Below are 19,476 nucleotides of genomic sequence, written 5' to 3' on the forward strand. Positions count from 1 at the left end.
GCCGCCCCCCCGCCCCGGCCGGGGGGGGCGCGGGCTCGGTGCTCCCCCCAAACCCCCCCCCCCCCCCCCCCGCGGGGGGGGGGGCGCCCCCCCCCCCCCCCCCCCCCCCCCACTCATCCTCCCGTCAGCCCTCCCGCATCAGGAAGGAAGGTTCCACTGCTGGTTCGCCCCGTCCGTGCAGTCCCAGATCTGCAACCTGGTCCCGTTCGCCGAACTCGGTCCCGTGGCGTCCAGGCACCGTCCCGAGCCGGTGTTCACCAACTCCCCGTTGGCCTGGTGCTGCCATTTCTGCGCGCCGGTTCCGTTGCAGTCGTACAACTGCACCTGCGTCCCGTTCGCCGTCCCGGCGCTCGTCACGTCCATGCACTTGCCGAGCGCCTGCAGCGACCCGTCCGCCGCGACCGTCCACTGCTGGGCGCCGGTCCCGTTGCAGTCGTACAGCTGCACCGCGGTCCCGTTCGCCGAGTTCGCGCCCGCGACGTCGATGCACTTGCCGCCGTAGCCGGTGATCTGGCCGGTCGGCGCGCCGGTTCCGCCGCCGGTGCCCTGCGTACCGCTCCAGGTGAACGTCGCAGAGGTCTGCGCCGGCAGCGAGTAGCTGAACGTCTCGTTGCCCCAGTTCACCGTAAGCGTCTGAGTGCTGCCGGACTCGTTGTACGCCACCAGGGCCTTGGAGCCGTCGGGGTTCTGCCACGCGACGTTCGGGATGCTGCTGTTCGCCGTGGAGTCGATCCGGTACGCGCCGGGCTTCACGAACTTGGTGAGCTGCCCCATGTCGTAGTACTCGATGTTGTAGTCGACCTGGCCGGACTCCCCGTCGCCGTTGTGCACGGTGACCAGCCCGGTGCAGGTGCCGCAGCCGCCGTTGTGCGGGCCCATGTTCTGGTCCACGGCCAGCGACCACTTCACCACCGACTTACCCCAGTTGCGGGTGTAGTCGATGATGTTGTTCATGTCCTCCTGCTGCTGGTTGGCGATCCAGGTGCCGCCGGAGTGCTCGGTGTCGTAGGCGTCCACGTTCGGGTACTGGTTGTGGATGTCCGTCTGTGTGGTGACGCTGCCCTCGTACCCGTGCCAGGCGATGCCGCCGAAGTTCGGGTCGTTGCGGACGGTCGCGTCGTCGACGGTGGGGGCGCCGTACGAGGCGTAGCTGTCCGGGTTCCAGTCCAGGGCCAGCACCTTCGTCGACAGCCCCGCCGCGTGGAAGGCCGGCAGCAGGTCGTTGGCCGTGAAGTAGTCCAGGCCCGATCCGTTCCACTGCATCGAGGGGTAGCCGGAGCAGCAGGTGGGCTCGTTCTGCACCGACACGAAGTCGATCGGGACGCCCTGGGCTTGGTAGGCCTGGATGTACTTGACGAAGTACTGCGCGTAGGCGGCGTAGTACTGCGACTGGAGCCAGCCCTGGCTGTAGGCGCCGCTGTCCTTCATCCACGGCGGCGCGGTCCACGGCGTCGCCATCACCTTCAGGCCCGGGTTGAGCTGCTGCGCCTGCTTGGTCAGCGGCAGGACGTCGGCCAGGTCGTGGGCGATCGAGAAGTTCGCCAGGGTGGGGTCGGTCTGGCCGGACGGCATGTCGTCGAAGGTGTAGTTGTACCGGGCCAGGTCCGAGGCGCCCATCGGGTTGCGCAGGAAGTCCAGGCCGATGCCCGACGTGGGGCTGAACAGGTTGGTCATCAGGGTATTGCGAGTGGCGGCGCTGAGCGCTCCGCTGCTGTTGATCAGCCACGCCGCGGTGTCGGTGAAGGACGCCCCGGCGCCGGTGAACTGCTGGTAATGATTGTTCTCGTTGACGTTCACCACCTGACCGGCACTGCCGGAGCCGGCGTTGAACGAGATCGGGGCCTGCTGTTGCAGACCGCGGGTGACATTCCGTCCGCCGGAGTCGTTGGTGCTCGTCAGCCAGATGCTGACCGACTCGTTCGCGGCGTGCGCGGGGACGTCGGCGAGCGCGAACCCGGACGTGACGAGTGCCGCGGCGGTGACCGAGCGGATCAGAAGCCTGATCCGGCGTCTCGCGGTCGGGCCTGGGGACGTTTTCGGCATGGTGGCACCTCGGAACCGCTTGTGGGGGAGTGGGGAAGGCGCACGGACTGCTGCTTGATCATCAGCCCTTTTATTCACTTCTTAGTTCAAGACGTGATTGAACTCCCGGCGCCCGCTCTCGTCAAGGGTCTAAACCAATCGGCGGGATCGGTGTCCGGTGTGGATCAGCAGGAACCGACCCGCGGCACCGAGGTCGTGGCAGAATCGCCTCCCGTGACCTCCCGCGCCCAGAAAACGACACGTGACCTGCGGTGGCACAACCGCTCGGATCTGCTGACGCGGCTGTATCTGGGCGAGGCCACCAACCGCAACGATCTGGCCCGGGCCTCCGGGCTGAGCGCGGCGACGGTCAGCAACGTGGTCTCCGACCTGATCGCCGACGGCCTGGTCGGCGAGAACGGCTCGCTGAGCTCGGCGGGCGGCCGCCCGCGCTCGCTGCTGCGCGTGCTCCCCGCGTACGGGCACGTCGTCGGCGTCGACATCGGCGAGACCGAGGTCCGGGTCGGGCTGTTCGACTGGACCCTGAACCCGGTCGCCGACGAAGTGCGGCCGGTGGACACTCCCAAAGTGCCGCCGCGGGAAGTGGCCGACCAGATCCTGTCCGAGATATACGCGGTCACCGAGCGCGCCGGGATCGCGGTGGGGAACCTGGTCGGCGTCGGCATCGGCGTTCCGGGCGCCGGGGGATCGGTGATCCACGCGCCCACCCTCGGCTGGTCCGCCGTCCCGCTGGCCGGGCTGCTCCGGGACCGCCTCGGCTTCACCCCCGACGTCGACAACGGCGCCATGGCCCTGGGCCAGGCCGAAGCCTGGCGCGGAGCCGCGCGCGGCGCCGAACGCGCCGTGACCCTCCTGCTCGGCATCGGAGCCGGCGGGGCGCTGTCGCTGGCCGCCGGTCCCGGCGGCCGGGCGCGCAGCTTCACCATGGAGTGGGGACACACGGTCGTCGACCTCGAAGGCCCCATCTGCCGCTGCGGAGCACGCGGCTGCCTGGAGGCCTACATCGGAGCCGAAGCGATCCTCGCGCGGTACGAAGCCACGCCGGGCAGCACGCCGCTGAGCAGTGCGGACGGGGTCGAGGCGCAGCTCGCCGAACTCGTCGCACGCGCCGCGCAGCACCGGGAACCCGCGGCGCTCGCCCTTCTGGAAGCGACCGCCGCGTACCTCGGTGTGGGAATCAGCAATCTGATCAACCTGGTGGCGCCGGACCGCGTCATCATCTCCGGCTGGGCCGGCGCGCTGCTGTGCCAGGCGTCGCTGTTGCCCGCTGTCCGCTCTGCGGTGCGCCAGCACGCCCTTCCGTACCTGGACGAGTTCACGCGCATCGAGCCGGGCGAACTCGGCCCCTCGGCGACGGCGCTCGGCGCGGCGACGCTGCCGGTCGCGCGGTTGCTGGCCGACGGCGGCCGGCGCGGGGACGGCTGAGTCCGCCCCCGCGGGGTACACCGGACGTCCTAGGCGCCGGACCTACCGGGTTGCCCTACTAAATGTACGAGGCCACCTCGGCCGCCGGGTCGAACTCGGTGTGTTCCCACTTCCACCGCGTCAGCCGCGGTATGACCCAGTACCCGTAGATCCCCAAGGTGATGCAGGTGAAGAACCACCACTTGATCCAGTTGCCGAACAGGCCCCAGGCCGACCCGGTGAACACCAGCCGCCGGCCGTCGATGTAGGAGTGCTTGGCCTGCCAGCGCTGCATCAGCACCACGCCGAACGGGTAGCAGATGCCGAGGGTGAGCACGGTGACGAGTCCGGCCAGCAGGGCGGTGCCCCAGAACGTGGCCGCGCCTCCGTCGAACGTGAAGCGGGTGCCTTCGCGTGCCATGGTGCTGACTCCTTTCAGCGGTGTCGTGGTGGAGCGGGGCGGTGAGTCTCAGGACGAGCTGGGCGGGGGCGGGTGGTAGCCGGCGACCGTCGTCAGCTGGCCGTTGCCGAGGATGAGCGTCCCGGCGATGCTGCCGATACCGTCGCTGTCGAGGCTGACGTACTTGATGTCGAGCCGCAGCACGCCGCTCACGTCGAGGTTGATCTGCGCCGGGTGGCCGAGCGTGGGCGTGAAGGTGGCGATCTTGTCGCCGTCCCCGTCGATCTCGATCGTGGGGTGCAGCGTGGACTTCGCCGAGTTGTCGTCGAGCCCGATCAGGCCGGTGAACTTCGTGTAGTCGCGGCCGAGGTTGTAGCCCACGTCACCGTTGTTGTTCGCGTCCTGCAGGTCCTGGGCGATCGTGAACTGCTGAAGCGTCCCGTTGAGCATGGGATTGGCGTCCTGCGACTTCCACGCCCCGCCGGCCGGCGTCAGGTCGGACAGCGGGACGACGCCGATCTCCGTGGTGTTCGGGGTCAGCGGGGTGGCGGGCTGCGATCCGGTGCCGGTCCCGGTCGGGGTGCCGGTACCAGTGCCGGCGCCGTCACCGGTGGCTCCTGTGCCCCCTCCGTCGCCGGATATCGCGGACGTCGCCCCCGGCGCGGTGACGGTGACCGTCGGGCCGGGCGGCCCGGCCGTGGTGGTCGACCCGCCGCCACCGCCGAGCGCCGTGCCCACCGCGCCCCCGACGATCAGCGCGACGACCGCCGGGATCACGGCGAGGATCTTGCCGCCGGGGGTCCGCCACGCCGCGCGCACGTGGTCCATGGCGCCGACGTCGCCGCCGGGGCCGTCCGGGCCGTCGTTCGGCTCGTTCATGTTCGTCCTCCTCGATGTCAGGACCACGGTGGACCTGTCGCGAGGCGGACAAACGGTTTTAGTACGGGATTCGCGAGATTTCCCGATGGGAGGTTACCCTGCGGTACGCGCAAACACCTTTTCAAGGGAACGCGACGCCGCGCAGCTTCTCGATATCCCGTACGGCGATCCGACGATAACCGTTGTTGACAATGCCGGCTTCGCGCAAATGTTTCAACGCTTTGAAAACGGTGGGCTCGGCCGCCCCGACCAGAGACGCGATCTCCGGCTGCGTCAGCGGCCAGCGGATGACGATGTCCGTGCCCTCACGCTCGCCGTATGTCATGGCCAGGTCATAGATGACGCGGGCCAGCCGGGTCGGCGCGTTGCTGCCGGCGAAGTCGATCCGCCGGCTGTTGGCGACCCGGAGCTTGTCCACGACCGAGCGGCTGACCGCCTGCGACAACACCGCGTCCGTGGTCAGCGCGGCCAGGAAATCGGAGCGGGTGACCAGCCGGTACACCAGCGGGCCGCAGCTGGTGACGGTGGCCGAGCGCGGTTTGCCGTCCAGCGCGCCGAACTCGCCGATCAGATCGCCGCCGACCCGCACCGCCAACAGCGCCTCGCGCTGGTCCTGCGTGCGGCCGGTGACCTTGACGACGCCGTCCAGCAGGATCAGCACCGACGTCGACTGGTCCTCCTCCCGGATCAGCACCGTGCCCGGCGGCCGCTGCGCCATGATCCCCAGGCTCAGGAACCGTTCGCGGGCCGCATCGGACAGGCCGCCCAGAAGACTGGTCTCCGGCCACCGCCACGTACCGCGCGCGGCGGCCCGCTGTGGCTTTAGCAGGGGATCCGGGCCCGAACGGTCCAGACGGTCCATGCGGTTCTCCTCCACCATCGCCGGGGAAGCGGGATTGCCGAGAACATTGTGCGCCGCGGACTTCTGACCCGCGCCCCTTACACAGAAGCCCAGGGGATTCCACGGAATCCGTATTGGTACGGGGTTCGCTCGCACGAATTGGTGAACAGTGGGGTCCGGAGGGGAGGAGCCGGCTCCAATGCTCTGAATACCAAGGGGGTTCGTATGACGGACGAGGGGAATGGATCGCAAGGCCCGGATAGCGGATCCCGACGCCTGTGCGCGGCGCTGTCGTCGGACCGGCCCGGGATCCTGGCCGAGGCGTGCGGCCGGGGACAGTTCGGCCGCTTGTTCCTGGCGGTGCTGGACGACGGGACACAGGCCGCGATAGCACCGGCAGGCATCGACGAGGTGCGGCTGGTCCGCGACCTCGTGGGCGCGGTGAGCGCGCGGCTGCCCGACGCGGCGCAGGCCGGGCGTCCGCCGACGCTGCTGGCCCTGAACGTCGGCCTCATGCGGGTGCTCGACGACGGTTTCGCGGGAGCGGGCCTGGACCGGGCCCGCGGCCTCGCGAACGACGCCGCGCTCCGTACCGCGGTCGGCGGCCACGCGCGTGGGGGATTCGCGGTGGTGCTGTCCGACGGTTTGTACACCGACCTGCGCGACGAGGGCTACGCGCTCGAGGACTGGCATCAGGTGCGGGGTTCGGGAGCGTGGTTCCGGTGCCTCGGCGCGCCGCAGACGTGAGCAGACGTAAGGGGAATCGTGAACGACCAACCGGAATACCGCTCGATCCTCGCCGTCGACATCGAGAAGTCCTCAGGGCGCGGCAATCATGCCCTGTTGACGATCCGCGAGGCGCTCAGGCGCTGCTTGACCGAGTCGATCGACCACAGCGGCATCGTCTGGGACGACTGTCTGGTCGAGGACCTGGGGGACGGGCTTCGGGTGACGATGCCGGCCGGCACCGCGCGGGCCGCCCTGGTCCATCCGCTCGTCACCGAACTGGTCGCGCGGCTTCGCGGTCACAACCGGATGCACGCCGCCCTCGGCCGGATCCGGGTGCGGATGGCTGTGCACTCCGGCGACGTCTTCATCGGGCCGCAGGGCGTCCCGGCCGGCAGCTCGCTGATCGTCCTGGCCCGCATGCTCGACTCGCGGGCCTGCCGCGAGGCGCTGGCGAGCGCACCGGAGTCGACACCGCTGGCGCTGCTCGTCTCCCAGCACTTCTACGACGAGGCGATCGCCCACGGCTATGTGGGCATCGAGGCGGCTGAGTTCCGCCGGGTCGAGGTGGAGGAGAAGGAGTACGCGGCCGGGGCGTGGCTGTACGTGCCCGGGGCGCCGGCCGGCGGACCGGCGCGGGAGGACGGGCCTTCGCAGCGGTCGGACGGGCCTTCGCAGCCGTCGGACGGTCGCGCGTCCATGTCCGTCGTCGCCAACGACTCCGCCCGGGCGATCGGCGTCCAGCACGGCGACGTGCACATCCACAACCTCTGAACGGAATCCATGGACGAGATGGCAACCCTGGCGGCCGCGGCCGCCGCGACCCTGGTGACGGCCATGGCCACGGACACCTGGACCGGGGTCCGCGACAAGGTCGCGAAGCTGTTCCGCCGGCGCCGGCGCGGCAGGGCCGCCCAGCGGATCGAGGCCGAACTCGACGCCGACGCGGCCGCCGTGGCGCGCGCCGCCGAGCCCGACGCCGCCCGCCGCGCACTGCTCGGCCGGTGGACGCTGGAGTTCTCCGCGCTGTTGAACGACGACCCGGAATGCCGGGTCCCGCTCGCCGAACTGGTCGTGGCCTACGCCTCGGACCTGAGCGAGGACCAGCGCGTCTTCCTCACCTACCAGACCGCCGTCGCGCACGACTACGCCACCGTGTTCGCCGTCCAGCACGGCGACATGCACCTGCACGGCCTTCCGCGGACTGCGACCGACAGGACCGGACCCTGATGCCCGCCGAGCCAGCCGATTACGCGGAACACGCCGAGCACGCGGAGCCCGACGCCGCCCGCCTGGCCGCCGAGGGCGGCGAGGCCCTGGTCGCCGCGATGCCGACGCCGGCCTGGCCGGCCCTGCGCGAGGCGGCGCTGGAGGCGCTCCACGAGGCCGGGCCGGGCCTGGAGGGCGTCCTGGTCGCCGAGCTCGACGTGAACGCGCGCATGCTCGGCGCCGCCGACCCCGCACACGTCGCGGTCCTGCGCCAGATACTGGTGGCACGCTGGCGCGAGCACCTGGCGCGGGTCCTGGCCGAGAACCCCGGCGCGGACGAGGCGGTGCGCCGGCTGGTCGAGCGGATCGCCGCGGCGGCCCCGGGCGCGGAGCGTGCCGGGAAGACGATGACGAACATCGCCAGGGACCACTCGACGCTGTTCGCGGTGATGGACGGGAACATCATCCAGCACGGACAATGCCGGGAACCGGGTTCGCGATAGTCATATCAATGAGAGGGAGCGGCGGGGGCTCGCTCGGCTTGGGGTGCTGCTGAGCCCGGCCGGTGAGCCCGCGTCGGCTTGCGGCTCTGAAGGTCGCCGGCTGCGCGAGTGCTGACCCGCGGCGCAAGCCCGCCTGGTGCCTGCGCCGATTCGCGCTTTCTCGCGCACCCACCGCGGACCCCTGCCGTCAACTCCGGTTGACACCGGCCCGGCCGTCAACCTACATTGACACCATGACCGAGGCAACAGATCTGGCCGCCGCGGCCGGCAGCACCGACCCGCGCGAAGGCCTCCGCGCGGTGGCGGCGCTGGGCCGGCTGCTGGAAAGCCTGGAGACCCTCCAGGTCAGTCACGCCCGGGCCAAAGGCTGGTCATGGCAGGAGATCGCCGACGAGCTCGGCGTCAGCAAGCAGGCTGTCCACAAGAAGCACGCCGGGCGGACGCGGGGAGCGTCCCTGCCCGCGTCCGGACGGGAGATGTGATGTTCGAACGGTTCACGGCCGGCGCGCGGGCGACAGTGGTCGTCGCTCAGGACTCGGCGCGGTTTCTGGGGCACCGGGGTATCGGGACCGAGCACGTCCTGCTCGGGCTGATCGCCGGCGGGGAGGTCGAGGTCGCGGGCCGGGTGCTCGCCGGGGCCGGGGTCTGGCGGGAGCGGGTGATCGCCGGCATCGAGCGGATCGAGCAGGCCCGGCAGGAGCCGGAGCGCGATCTGGCCGAGAAGGACGCCGCGGCGCTGCGGACCATCGGCATAGACCTCGACGCGGTACGCGCCGCCGTCGAGGAGTCGTTCGGCCCCGGCGCGTTGGATGGCGGAAACGCCCAGCGGCATCAGGGCCCGTGGTGGCGGCGGCCCCGCCAGGAGCAGCGCACCGGCGGAGCCCCGCGCGGCCACATCCCCTTCACTCCGCGCGCCAAGAAGGTCCTGGAGCTGTCCCTGCGCGAAGCCCAGGCGCTCAATCACGACTACATCGGCACGGAGCACGTCCTGCTCGGCCTCATCCGCGAGGGCCAAGGCCGGGCCGCCCAGATCCTGCACGACGAGCACGTCCCCCTGGAGCAGCTCCGCGACCAAGTGCTCGCCGAACTCCAGCGCGCCGGATGAAGACGGGCGCCCGCCCTCAGGCCGACCGGGCCTGCTTCATCAGTGTCTTCCCGAAATCCCACATCATCCCGGTCCCCTTGTGCGCGTCCTCCATGACGTCCTCGAAGGCCGCCAAGAACTCCGCGACCTCCCGCTCGCCGACGGTCAGCGGCGGCAGCAGCTTCACCACCTCCAGATAGTCCCCCGACACCTGGGTCAGGATCCGGTGCCGCCCATACAGCGCCATGACGATCATCTGCGAGAACAGCCCCTTGCGGGCCGCCTGGAGCATCGACCATCCCGCCTTCAGCCGCAGCGAGGAGGCCTTCCCGAACTCGATCCCGATCATCAGCCCCCGTCCTCGCACGTCCGCGAGCATCTCGTATCGTCCGATCATCTCCTTCAGCCCCGCGGTGAGCTGGTCGCCGGCCTGCGCGGCGTTCGCCGTCAGGTCGTCCTCCTCCAGCACCGCCAGCGTGGCCAGCCCCGCCGTCATGGCCATCGCCATCGACCCGAACGTCGAGTCGTGCACCAGGACCCGGTCCATCGAGGAGTAGACCTTCTGGAAGATCCACTCTTTGCCCAGCGTCGCGCCGACCGGCACGAATCCCCCCGACAACGTCTTGGCGACCGTCACCAGATCCGGCTCCAGCCCCTCGGCCTCGTACGCGAAGAACGTGCCGGTCCGCCCCAACCCGGTCTGCACCTCGTCGCAGATCAGCAGCGCCTTGTGCTTGCGCAACAGCTCCTGGGCCTGCGGCAGGTACCCGGCCGGCGGCAGGAACACCCCCTTGCCCTGGATCGGCTCGACGATGAACGCCGCGACGTCACCCTTGCGGAGCTCGGCCTCCAACGCCGCCGGATCCCCGAACGCGACGGCGTCGCCGGGCAACAGCGGCCCGAACCCGCTCCGGAACTCCTTGGCGCCGTTGACCGACAACGACCCCGCGGTCAGCCCGTGGAACGCGTGGTCGGCGTACAGCACCCGCGGCTTGCCGGTCGCACACCGCGCGAACTTCAACGCCGTCTCCACCGCCTCGGTCCCGCTGTTCGCGAAGTACGCCCGCTCCATCCCCGGCGCCTTGCCGACCAGCTGCTCGGCCAGCAGGCCGGCCAGCAGGGCGCAGTCGAACTGCACGAGGTCGGCGACCTGCGCGTCGAGGTACTGATGCAGGGCCTGCCGGACCACCGGGTGGTTGCGACCGAGCCCGAACACGCCGAACCCGCTGAGGAAGTCCAGGTACCGCTGCCCGTCGGCACCGGTCAGATAGGCCCCCTCCGCCTGTTCGTAAACGGTGTCGAACCCGATGGTCCGCAGCGTCCGGGCCAGCTGGGGGTTGCCGTACCTGGCGTGCAGGCCGTATCCCTCGCCTCGGCGCGCGGCGAGTAGTTCGGCGAGGTCGAATCCCATGGAATGAGTTTCGCCTACAGAAGTCCGCTACCGCACGTTAGACACGATTTGCCGTCTCGCAGCCCACGGCCGGGGCGACGATCAGCAGGAACGCGATGACCAGCAGCCGCCGAACGCAAAGAGCGGCGGATCGGAAACCCGATCCGCCGCCCGCTGTCTCAGAACAGCGCTATCAGCGTCAGTTGACGTTCAGCGCGGTGTCGTCGATGACGAACGAGGTCTGCAGCGAGGAGTCCTCGGTGCCGGTGAACTTCAGCGTGACGGTCTGGCCGATGTAGCTGGCCAGGCTGAAGGAGTGCTGGGTGTAGCCGGTGTTGTGGTTGAGGTTGGAGTAGGTGGCCAGGGTGCCCAGGACGGTGTTGGAGGAGTTCAGGACCTGGACCTTCAGCGTGTCGTACGCGGTGGTGGTCGAGGTCTCAGCGGTGTCGACGTGCAGCCAGAAGGCGAAGTTCGCCGTCTTGCAGGTGGCGGGGATGCTCACCGACTGCGAGAGCGTGTCGGTGTGGGTGGTGCCGTAGCCGTCCAGCCAGGCGTCGTAGCTGCCGGAGTGGGCCGGCTCGGAGGCGGTGTCGCTGTTGATGACACCCGAGGACGCGGCCCACGGCGCGGCGCTACCGGTCTCGAAGCCGGGGTTGCCCAGCAGCTGGGTCGCGCTGCAGCCGCCGCCGGTGGAGCTGACCGTCCAGGTGAAGGAGGTCGAGCCGGAAGCGGTGCCGGAGGAGGCGGTGACGGTCACGGTCGAGGTGCCGGCCGTGGTGGGGGTGCCGGTGATGGCGCCGGAGCTGCTGATCGACAGGCCGGCCGGCAGGCCGGTGGCCGAGTAGGTCAGCGCCTTGCTCGCCGAGTCCGAGCCCGAGATCTGCAGGGTGCTGATCGCGGTGCCGGCGGTCGAGCTCTGGTTGCCCGGGTTGTTGACGGTGACCGTCTCGGTGCCGCCGCTGCCGCCGGTCTGCAGGCCGGCGATGCCGTTCGGGGTGCCGATGCCGGTGGGGCCGTCGTAGCCGGTGCCGGCGGTGCACAGGTAGCTGGGGGTGCAGCTGCCGTCGTTGCCGGAGGTGACGTCGTAGAAGTTGCTGGTGTGCTGGTAGATGTCCTGCGCCGGGGTGGCGCCGGCGTTACCCGCCAGGGCGTACATCGCGGCGACCATCGGGGAGGACGCCGACGTGCCGCCGACCTCGTTCCAGCCGGTGTTGCCGTTGGAGGTGTCGTAGACGGCGACGCCGGTGGCCGGGTCGGCGTCGGCGGCGACGTCGTTGTCGATGCGCTTGGAGCAGCCCGACGGGAGGTTCAGCGAGGTCTGCCACGCCGGCTGGGCCTCGTAGGCCGAGCAGCCCGAGCCGGTGCCCTCCGAGCCGGTGGTGGTGTTCCACACCGACTCGGTCCAGCCGCGGCTGGTGGAGGCGGTGGTCAGGTTGGTGCCGCCGACCGAGACCACGTTCGGCGAGGTCGCCGGGTAGGACGCGCCGTAGTCCGAGTCACCGGCGGACACGGTGGTCACGGTGCCGGAGGCGTGCTTGAAGTAGGTGTTGTCCGACGAGGGGTCGGTCGAGGACTCCGAGCCGCCCCACGAGTTGGATATGTAGGTGGCCACGCTGGCGGCGGCGGCCTGTGCGACGTAGAGGCCGTTGCTGGAGTCGTCGTTCGCCTCGACCAGCACGATGCTGCACAGCGGGCAGATCGCGGAGGCCATGTCCAGGTCCAAGGACTCCTCGAGCGTCCAGTCGTCGCCCGACGGCGGGGCCGCGGGCAGCGGGGAGGTCGCGCCGTTCTGGTTGACCTTCTTGAAGTTCGCCGCCGGCAGGCCCGCCGCCGTGCGGTACGCGGCCAGGTCGGACGCGGCGTTGGCGTCGTCGTAGGCGTCGACGATGGCGATGGTGCGCCCGGCGCCGTTCGACGCCGCGGCGGAGGTCAGGTTGTACGCCGACTGCAGCTGAGAGGGGCCGTACCCGACACCGGACGGGATCGCGTTGGGGGAGACCGCGGCGGTCATGGAGTGGATGCCGTTGCGCTTCAGGGCGAAGCAGGACTGGTGCCCGGCCACGATCACGGCCGAGCAGGCGTGCGTCGAGCCCTGGTTCTGCGCCGTCGTCGCGGGCTGCGCGGCGTGGGCGGAACCGGCGGCCTCCGCGGCGATCAGGTTTGTCGACGCCGAAGTGGTCGCGGCCGGCGCCGGGGAGGCGGTGGCCCCCGAGGCGACGGCGACGGTCAGCGCGCTGCCCAGGGCAACGGCTGTTGCCAGGCGCGCGGTCGCGCGCAGGCGAGAACTGATTCTCACGGGGATGGTTTCCCTCTCGGTGTGGGGAGGCGGCAGGACTCTCCGGACAGCCGCCTGTCAGTGGGGTTTGGGCGCGGTCGACCGAGAGGAGACCTGGCGGTGCGTGTGGGGTGCGTCAGCCGCATGCGGAGGTGGGGTACCTGGTGGGTCTCCGCCGCAGTTGACCAACGCGTCTCGATCCGGCCGTGCCGTTTGTGTACGCCTTGCTGTTCTGCTGGCGAGAACGACCGCGCGTCGTGCCGACCGAACGGACGGTCCCCTCCAGGCCTCGAGTAGGGAAAGTAGCGCCACGGAGAGGGTCGGTCAACGGTCTCTTATGTAAGAGCATGGATACAAAACCACTGAGTACCGTAGAAGGCGTACGCACCGGTAACGTCTTTTGGCCTGCGTTTTTCAGTCAGGTTACGAAGTAACCATTGATCGCTGGCGGGAGTCCGTCATCCTCCGGCCGCTGAGTGCTACGGATCATAGTTGTGCGGTGCCCGCCGTCACGCCGACGCCGGCGGCGCTTTTCGGATCAGCCGACGCACCGATCGGGGAGGCGCATCCCGCTACGCGGAGGCCGACTTCCTGCCCGGCCGCCGGCGGTGCCTCAGTGACGTAGGCGATCAGCGGCGGCCCGGCGACATGGCTGTCCTCGAGGGTGAGCTCGACGCGCCAGTCGGTGCCCCGGAAACGGGAATCGAGGATCCGCGCCGGAGCGGTGTCCGGTCCGGAGGCCGCGATCCGCAGCTGGCCGGGGCGCAGCATGACGGTCGCCGAGCCGTCGGGGACCTCGGTTCCGTCGGGCAGCGCGACGGTACCCAGCGCCGTCTCGACCAGCCCGCCGCGCACGACCGCAGGGAGCAGGTTGGCCTCGCCGAGGGTCCGCGCTATGTCGGCGTCGGCTGGCCGGTGGTACAGCGCGTGGCCGCTGTCGGCCTGCACGATCCGTCCGCCGCGCAGCACCGCGATGAGGTCCGCGAACGACAAAGCCTCGTCGACGTCGTGGGTCACCAGGATCGCGGTGGCGTTTGCCGCCCGCAGCGTTGCCGCCACCTGGGCCCGCACCTCGGTCCGCAGCGCGGCGTCCAACGCGGCGAACGGCTCGTCCAGCAACAACAACTCCGGGCGCGGGGCGAGTGCGCGCGCCAGCGCCACGCGCTGCTGCTGGCCGCCGGACAACTGGTGCGGATGCCGGTCGCCGAGCCCTGACAGCCCGACCAGGTCCAGCAGTTCCTCGACGCGCTCACCCCGGCCGGCGCGCGGCAGGCCGAAACCGATGTTCGCCGCGGCCGAGAGGTGCGGGAACAGTGCGCCGTCCTGCGGGACGTAGCCGATGCGCCGGCGCTCGGCCGGCACCTGGGTGCGGTCGTCGTTCAGCACGCGTCCGCCGACCGTGACGGTCCCCGCGCCGGCCCGGTGGAATCCGGCGACCACCCGCAGCAGCGTGCTCTTGCCGCATCCGGACGGACCGAGGATGCAGGCCAGCGTCCCGTCCTCGACCGTCAGATCCAGGCCGTCCAGGACCGTGGCGCCGCCGTGGCCGGCCCGCAGGCCCGTGATCGTGAGTCCGCTCATGTCAGGCTTCTTCCTTGAGGCTGCGGGCGGGGCCGAGCGTGCGGCGGGTCAGCAGGACCACGGCCGGGACCGACAAGAGGGTCATCATCGCCGCGTAGGGAGCGGCGGCGCCGTAGGCCAGGCCGGTGGTGTACGACCAGAACCGCGTCGCCAGCGTCTCGGTTCCGGTGGGGTGCAACAGCAGCGTCGCGGTGAGCTCGGTGCTGGCGGTCAGCGCGACCATGGCGAACGAGGCCGCCAGCCCCGGCCCGATCAGCGGCAGCGTGACCCGGACCAGGACGGCCAGCCGGCGCCGGCCCAGCGAGCGCGCCACGTCCTCCACCCCGTGCGGGACGTGGGCCAGCGAGGCGCGCACCGCGGTCAGGGCGAGCGGGAAGAACAGCACCACGTAGCCGGCGACGAGCATCGGAGGCTGCTGATACCAGGGCTGGGCGTAGCGGATCGCGAAGAACACCACGGCCAGCGCCACCGCGATGCCCGGCAGGGCCCGCGTCAGGTAGGCCAGGCGCACGATCCCCTCGGAGGCGTGCCCCGGGTGCCGCCAGGCCAGCAGCGCGACCGGCACCGCGGCCGCGGTCGCCACCGCGGCGGTGACCAGCGCGTACCCCGCGGTGGTGGCGGTCGCCGACCAGATCGAGGCCGACGGCAGCGTGCTGGAGTTGCCCTTGGCCAGCCAGTACCCGAGTGCGTACACGGGGACGCCGAGCGTGGTGCCGACCACCGCGGCCAGTCCCACGAGGGCCGGGATCCGCCCCCGGCCCAGCGGCAGCGGATCGGCGGGCCGCGCCGCCGCGCCTTCCCGGACCACCCGGCCCCGCCGGCGTCCCGCTCCGGCCTCGGCCCCGATCACCAGCACCGCCAACACGATCAGCACCAGCGCCAGCACCGATGCCGAGACGGTGTCGAAGCTGGTCTCGAACTGCGTGTAGATCGCGGTGGCGAAGGTGGTGTAGCGGACCATCGCGAACGCGCCGTACTCGCCGAGCAGGTACAGCGACACCAACAGCGCGCCGCCGGCCAGCGCGGGCCGGGTCTGCGGCAGCGTCACCCGCCACAGGACGCGCCACCGGCTGTGGCCCAGGCTGCGCGCCACCTCCTCGGTGGCGGCGTCGCTGCCCCGCAGGGTCGCGGCCACCGGCAGGAACACCAGCGGGTACAGCGAGGTGGTCATCACCAGCACCGCGCCCCAGAAGCCCTGTACCGACGGGAACAGCGAGACCCAGCAGTACCCGTGCACGAACTCCGGGACCGCCAGGGGCATCGCCAGCAGCACCGTGAAAACCCGGCGGCCGGGGATGTCAGTGCGCTGCGTCAGGAAGGCGGCGCAGAAGCCGACGAGCAGCGTCGCCGCCGTGACGGTGACGGTGAGCTCCAGTGTGTGCCACAACAACGTGGTGACCAGCGGTCGGCCGAGCAGCTGCCGGACGGAGTCCCATCCGGACTGGCCGGCCTGCATCACCACGAACACCAGCGGGCAGCACACGACGATCGCGACCGCCGCGGCCACCACCGGCAGCACGAACGGAGCGCCGGAAGCCCGGCGACGCAGTGTCGCCGGGTTCATCGCCCTGAGGACGGAGCGGGGCAGGGCGCGGGTGGGAACGGCGGGCTGGCTCACGAAAGCAGGCCGACGCTCTGCAACAGGTCCAGCGCCTGCTTGCCGTCGCCGAGATCGGTGGCCGGCACCAGCGCGCCGGCGGCGGACAGCGGCTTGTCCAGCTTCGCGGCGGTCACACCGGGCAGCAGCGGGTACTCATAGCTCTGCGAGGTGGCGATGATCTGCTGGCCCGGCTGGGACACCAGGTAGGCCAGGAACGCCTGGGCCGCGGCCTGATGCCTGCTGGAGGACAGGACCCCGATCCCGGAGACGTCCACCATCGCCCCAGGGTCCCCGGCGGTGAACGAGGCCAGCGCGCTGTGCACGGCGCCGGTGCCGACCTCGTCGCGCATCCGGTACCAGTAGTAGTGGTCGACGACGCCCCCGGCGACCTCGCCCTTGTTGATCGCGGAGATCAGGTCCTCGTTGGAGGCGTAGACCTTGCCGTTGGCCTTGAGCCCCTGCAGCCAGGTCTTGGTCGCGTCGGCGCCGACCGCCTTGATCATGCGGGTGACGATCGGCGAGAAGTCGGTTTCGCTCGGCGCGATCCCGAGCTTCCCCTTCCACGCCGGGCCCGCCAGGTCCTTCACCGACGTCGGCAGCTGCGAAGCCTGCACCGCCGAGGTGTTGTAGGCGAACACGGCGCTGCGGGCCGACACCCCGACCCAGTCGCCGCCGGCCGAGCTGTCCGAGGCCGGCACCGCGCTCAGCGTGCCCGGGTCCACCTTGGCCAGCAGGCCCTTCTCCTCCAGCGTGGTCAGCGCCGGCGGGTTCTCGGCGAAGAACACGTCGGCCGGCGAGGCCTTGCCCTCGGTGAGGATCTGGTTCGCGAGCTCGGCCTCGTCCCCGGACCGCACGTTCACCTTCACGCCGGACTTGGCTTCGAAGTCCTTCACCAGCGCCTGCACGGTCTGCTCGTGCTGCCCGCTGTAGAGGGTGATCGACTGGCCGGCCAGCGACCCGCCCGCCGACCGGCCAGTCGCCACCGGCTTCGAGGACCCGCTGCCGCACGCCGCCAGCACCACACTGGTCACAGCCGCCCCGATGGCGACCGCCGCTGACTTCCGACCGGACCGCACGGCATGCGTGAGCACCGAGAACCTCCTTGAGACGACGAAACTAGGCACACCTTACTTAGGCATGCCTAAGCGCAGAAGAGGGGGGTCCGGGAATGCTGGCGAACGCTCGGGTGGCGCTCGGCTGGCGCGCTCAGTCTTCCGGGAACACCAGCTCGGCGTCGACCCCGTCGGCGAGCGGGAAGTAGCCGAAGAAGGTGACGCCGTCCTCTTGCGCGTCGAAGCGCGCGATCCGGACGCCTTCCGGCTCGTAGAACACGTCGCCGGGCCGGAGCAGGACGGCCTGCTCGCCCTCGATCTGGTACATGGCCGAGCCGGTCTCGATGTTGCCGAAGACCGGTCCGTTGTGGACGTGCAGCCCGGCGGCGTAGCCGGGGGCGACGGTGATCCGCCGGATCTCGAGGCGGTGGGTGAGAAGGGGTTCGGGCAGCTTCTGGTCCATGACGATGACTCGGCTCATGGGCGGCGTCGGCTCGGCCTGTGTTTCGGACTGTGCATCGGCCGCGTCCGTGCGTCCGGCGGTGTATTCGTCGTCCGTGACCGCTTCGGCGAACTCCGCGATCCGGCCGTCCTCCGGCAGCTCCTCGATGGCCAGGTGGGTCATCGCCGCATCGGGGGTGGCGCCGTGCCAGTGCCATTCGCCGGCCTCGATCCGCACCGTGTCACCGGTGGGGACGGTCTCGACGGCGCCACCGCGACGCTGGACCAAAGCGGTGCCGTCCGTGACGACCAGCACCTGCCCGAGCGGGTGGTGGTGCCAGCGGGTGCGAGCGCCCGGAGCGAAGCGCACGCTGTCGACCTGGGTGCGCGACGGTCCGGTCGGAGCCGCGAGTTCTTCGATGACGGCGTCGCCGGTGATCCACTCGGACGAGGCGGGCACGCCGGTGCGGGGAGCGCGGGAGATCTGCATGATCACTCTTCCTTCGAGCCTGGTCGTTCGGTGGTCAGCGGGCGGAAGGGGCGCCGAGCAGCGCCAGAATGCCTTCTACCGCCTGCTGGAAGGCTTCGGGGTCGTCGTCGGCGCGGGCCAGGACGTATCCGCCCTGGAGGGTGGCGACGATCGCGGCCGCCGTGGCCGCCGGATCCAGGGCCGGATTCAGCTCGCCGTCGTCGACGCCCTCGGCCACCAGGGCCGCCAGGCGCTCGCGCAGCCAGGTGAGGGTCTCGGCGACCGGCGCCACGAGGAGCGGCGCGTCCATCACGTCAGGGTCCTGGGTCAGCCGGCCGATCGGGCAGCCCTTCAGGACGTCGCGTTCCCTGCGCAGGTAGGCCGAGATGCGCTCCAGCGGGGTGCCCGGCCCGGACAGCAGGGCGTCCACGCCGGCGCGCATCTCCTCGGCGGTCCGGTCGATCGCGACCCGCGCCAGCTCCTCCTTGCCGGAGAAGTGGTGGTACATGCTGCCCTGGCCGGCCCCGGCCCGGTGTTGGATGTCCTTCGGGCTGGTCCCGACGTAGCCGCGCTCCCACAACAGGGTGCGGGTGCTCTCGATGAGCCGTTCCCTCGTCGTCATGAGGAACAGTGTACATACTAGTAGGTACAGAAGTCACTCCCCGCGCAGCGCCTCCATGACCGGCGTGAACGTGTCCATCCACGGCTCGAGCACCGTGAGATACGTGAAGCCGTAGCGCTCCCGCTGCGCACGCACCTGCTCGGCCATCTGCTCGGTGGTGCCGATGAGCAGGATCGGCAGGCCGAGCGCCTGGTCCTCGGTGAGGTGCGGGACGTGGTCCAGGTGCGGCCGGATGGCGGCGCGGCGGTCGGGGGCGGGCATGACCATCTGGATCAGGAGGTTGAGTTCGGCGGGCTCGGCGCGGTCGGCGGCGAACGTCCGGTACGCGGCGACGCGTTCGTCCAACTGCTCCGCGCTGATTGCGCGCGGCGTGCCGGTCGGGTCGGCCGGGTCGAAGCCCGCGCCGGTGAACGCGACGATGTCGGCGTGGCGGGCTGCCAGTTCCAACATGCGGTCGCCGTTGCCGCCGATCAGGAGCGGCGGCCGAGGGGTCTGCACCGGGTGCGGCGCGAAATCCTCAGCCCGGGCAAGCCGTTCGAGCTCCTCGACGGTGCGGCGCAGGTGCGCCACGCGCTGGCCCGGCGTGCCGAAGGGCAGGCCCGCCGTGTCGTGCTCGGCCCGCACGTAGCCGGTTCCGAGCCCGAGTTCGAGGCGGCCGCCGGTGAGCTGGTCGGTGGTGGCCACCTCGCGGGCGAGCAGGGTCGGGTTGAAAAACCCGGCGTTGAGCGTGAAGGTCCCCAGGCGCGGCCGCTCGGTCGCCTCGGCGGCGGCGACGAGTGCGGGGAACGGCGCGGGCATCCCCAGGTGGTCGGCCACGGTGATCACGTCGAAGCCGATCGCCTCGGCCTTGCGGCACTTCTCCCGCCACGCGCCGGCATCGGCCGGAGTGATCATGTTGACGCCGAATCGGAACGGACGGGTCATGGGCCCCACCTCGCGAGCTCGGTTTCCGACTTA

The 19,476-nt window shown here is 70.8% G+C and carries 19 protein-coding genes; 7 read left to right on the top strand and 12 right to left on the bottom strand.

What is annotated here, in order from left to right; all coding sequences use genetic code 11:
• Window positions 1-138: 138 nt before the first annotated feature.
• Window positions 139-2,043 (bottom strand): ricin-type beta-trefoil lectin domain protein, encoded by a 1,905-nt coding sequence (locus tag ABH926_RS50270; RefSeq protein ID WP_370374527.1) that lies wholly within the window; start codon window positions 2,041-2,043, stop codon window positions 139-141.
• 213 nt (window positions 2,044-2,256) lie between these two features.
• Between ABH926_RS50270 and ABH926_RS50275 the strand changes: the two genes are divergently transcribed.
• Window positions 2,257-3,468 (top strand): ROK family protein, encoded by a 1,212-nt coding sequence (locus ABH926_RS50275; RefSeq protein ID WP_370374528.1) that lies wholly within the window; start codon window positions 2,257-2,259, stop codon window positions 3,466-3,468.
• A 58-nt stretch (window positions 3,469-3,526) separates the two neighbouring features.
• Here ABH926_RS50275 and ABH926_RS50280 read toward each other — a convergent pair whose 3' ends face one another.
• From ABH926_RS50280 to ABH926_RS50290, 3 genes are all read right to left on the bottom strand, one after another.
• Window positions 3,527-3,868 carry a DUF898 family protein gene (locus ABH926_RS50280; protein WP_370374529.1) on the bottom strand — a complete coding sequence of 114 codons (342 nt, stop codon included), beginning with the start codon at window positions 3,866-3,868 and terminating at the stop codon, window positions 3,527-3,529.
• 48 nt (window positions 3,869-3,916) lie between these two features.
• Window positions 3,917-4,726 carry an NPCBM/NEW2 domain-containing protein gene (locus ABH926_RS50285; RefSeq protein WP_370374530.1) on the bottom strand — a complete coding sequence of 270 codons (810 nt, stop codon included), beginning with the start codon at window positions 4,724-4,726 and terminating at the stop codon, window positions 3,917-3,919.
• 121 nt (window positions 4,727-4,847) lie between these two features.
• Window positions 4,848-5,588 carry a Crp/Fnr family transcriptional regulator gene (locus tag ABH926_RS50290; protein WP_370374531.1) on the bottom strand — a complete coding sequence of 247 codons (741 nt, stop codon included), beginning with the start codon at window positions 5,586-5,588 and terminating at the stop codon, window positions 4,848-4,850.
• A 204-nt stretch (window positions 5,589-5,792) separates the two neighbouring features.
• Here ABH926_RS50290 and ABH926_RS50295 point away from each other — a divergent pair, with 204 nt between their 5' ends.
• The 6 genes from ABH926_RS50295 to ABH926_RS50320 all read left to right on the top strand — a co-directional run bounded on the left by ABH926_RS50295 (window position 5,793) and on the right by ABH926_RS50320 (window position 9,110).
• On the top strand, window positions 5,793-6,314 hold the full coding sequence (locus ABH926_RS50295; protein ID WP_370374532.1) for a hypothetical protein: 522 nt from the start codon (window positions 5,793-5,795) through the stop codon (window positions 6,312-6,314).
• 18 nt (window positions 6,315-6,332) lie between these two features.
• The gene (locus ABH926_RS50300) at window positions 6,333-7,067 is read left to right on the top strand and encodes a hypothetical protein (protein ID WP_370374533.1); all 735 of its coding nucleotides are present in this window, start codon (window positions 6,333-6,335) and stop codon (window positions 7,065-7,067) included.
• 9 nt (window positions 7,068-7,076) lie between these two features.
• Window positions 7,077-7,523, top strand: a complete 447-nt coding sequence (locus ABH926_RS50305; RefSeq protein WP_370374534.1) for a hypothetical protein — start codon at window positions 7,077-7,079, stop codon at window positions 7,521-7,523.
• A complete protein-coding gene (locus tag ABH926_RS50310; RefSeq protein ID WP_370374535.1) occupies window positions 7,523-8,005 on the top strand; it encodes a hypothetical protein in 483 nt (160 codons plus the stop codon). The genes ABH926_RS50305 and ABH926_RS50310 overlap by 1 nt, the downstream gene beginning before the upstream one ends.
• A gap of 233 nt (window positions 8,006-8,238) precedes the next feature.
• Window positions 8,239-8,487 carry a helix-turn-helix domain-containing protein gene (locus tag ABH926_RS50315; protein ID WP_370374536.1) on the top strand — a complete coding sequence of 83 codons (249 nt, stop codon included), beginning with the start codon at window positions 8,239-8,241 and terminating at the stop codon, window positions 8,485-8,487.
• Window positions 8,487-9,110 carry a Clp protease N-terminal domain-containing protein gene (locus tag ABH926_RS50320; RefSeq protein ID WP_370374537.1) on the top strand — a complete coding sequence of 208 codons (624 nt, stop codon included), beginning with the start codon at window positions 8,487-8,489 and terminating at the stop codon, window positions 9,108-9,110. The genes ABH926_RS50315 and ABH926_RS50320 overlap by 1 nt, the downstream gene beginning before the upstream one ends.
• Window positions 9,111-9,126: 16 nt before the next feature.
• Here ABH926_RS50320 and ABH926_RS50325 read toward each other — a convergent pair whose 3' ends face one another.
• The 8 genes from ABH926_RS50325 to ABH926_RS50360 all read right to left on the bottom strand — a co-directional run bounded on the left by ABH926_RS50325 (window position 9,127) and on the right by ABH926_RS50360 (window position 19,443).
• Window positions 9,127-10,500, bottom strand: a complete 1,374-nt coding sequence (locus ABH926_RS50325; protein ID WP_370374538.1) for an aspartate aminotransferase family protein — start codon at window positions 10,498-10,500, stop codon at window positions 9,127-9,129.
• Window positions 10,501-10,678: 178 nt separating this feature from the next.
• Complete coding sequence (locus tag ABH926_RS50330) at window positions 10,679-12,775, bottom strand: putative Ig domain-containing protein (RefSeq protein ID WP_370374539.1); 2,097 nt, start codon at window positions 12,773-12,775, stop codon at window positions 10,679-10,681.
• Window positions 12,776-13,240: 465 nt separating this feature from the next.
• Window positions 13,241-14,335, bottom strand: coding sequence for an ABC transporter ATP-binding protein (locus ABH926_RS50335; RefSeq protein WP_370374540.1), 1,095 nt, complete (start codon window positions 14,333-14,335; stop codon window positions 13,241-13,243).
• 1 nt (window position 14,336) lies between these two features.
• Complete coding sequence (locus tag ABH926_RS50340) at window positions 14,337-15,953, bottom strand: ABC transporter permease (protein ID WP_370374541.1); 1,617 nt, start codon at window positions 15,951-15,953, stop codon at window positions 14,337-14,339.
• Window positions 15,950-17,026 (bottom strand): iron ABC transporter substrate-binding protein, encoded by a 1,077-nt coding sequence (locus tag ABH926_RS50345; RefSeq protein WP_370374542.1) that lies wholly within the window; start codon window positions 17,024-17,026, stop codon window positions 15,950-15,952. The genes ABH926_RS50340 and ABH926_RS50345 overlap by 4 nt, the downstream gene beginning before the upstream one ends.
• Window positions 17,027-17,141: 115 nt before the next feature.
• Window positions 17,142-17,918 carry a cupin domain-containing protein gene (locus ABH926_RS50350; RefSeq protein ID WP_370374543.1) on the bottom strand — a complete coding sequence of 259 codons (777 nt, stop codon included), beginning with the start codon at window positions 17,916-17,918 and terminating at the stop codon, window positions 17,142-17,144.
• A 34-nt stretch (window positions 17,919-17,952) separates the two neighbouring features.
• Window positions 17,953-18,519 carry a TetR/AcrR family transcriptional regulator gene (locus ABH926_RS50355; protein ID WP_370374544.1) on the bottom strand — a complete coding sequence of 189 codons (567 nt, stop codon included), beginning with the start codon at window positions 18,517-18,519 and terminating at the stop codon, window positions 17,953-17,955.
• A gap of 33 nt (window positions 18,520-18,552) precedes the next feature.
• On the bottom strand, window positions 18,553-19,443 hold the full coding sequence (locus ABH926_RS50360; protein WP_370374545.1) for an LLM class F420-dependent oxidoreductase: 891 nt from the start codon (window positions 19,441-19,443) through the stop codon (window positions 18,553-18,555).
• Window positions 19,444-19,476: the final 33 nt, after the last annotated feature.

Origin of the sequence: Catenulispora sp. GP43 (assembly GCF_041260665.1) — a bacterium.
Classification (GTDB): domain Bacteria; phylum Actinomycetota; class Actinomycetes; order Streptomycetales; family Catenulisporaceae; genus Catenulispora.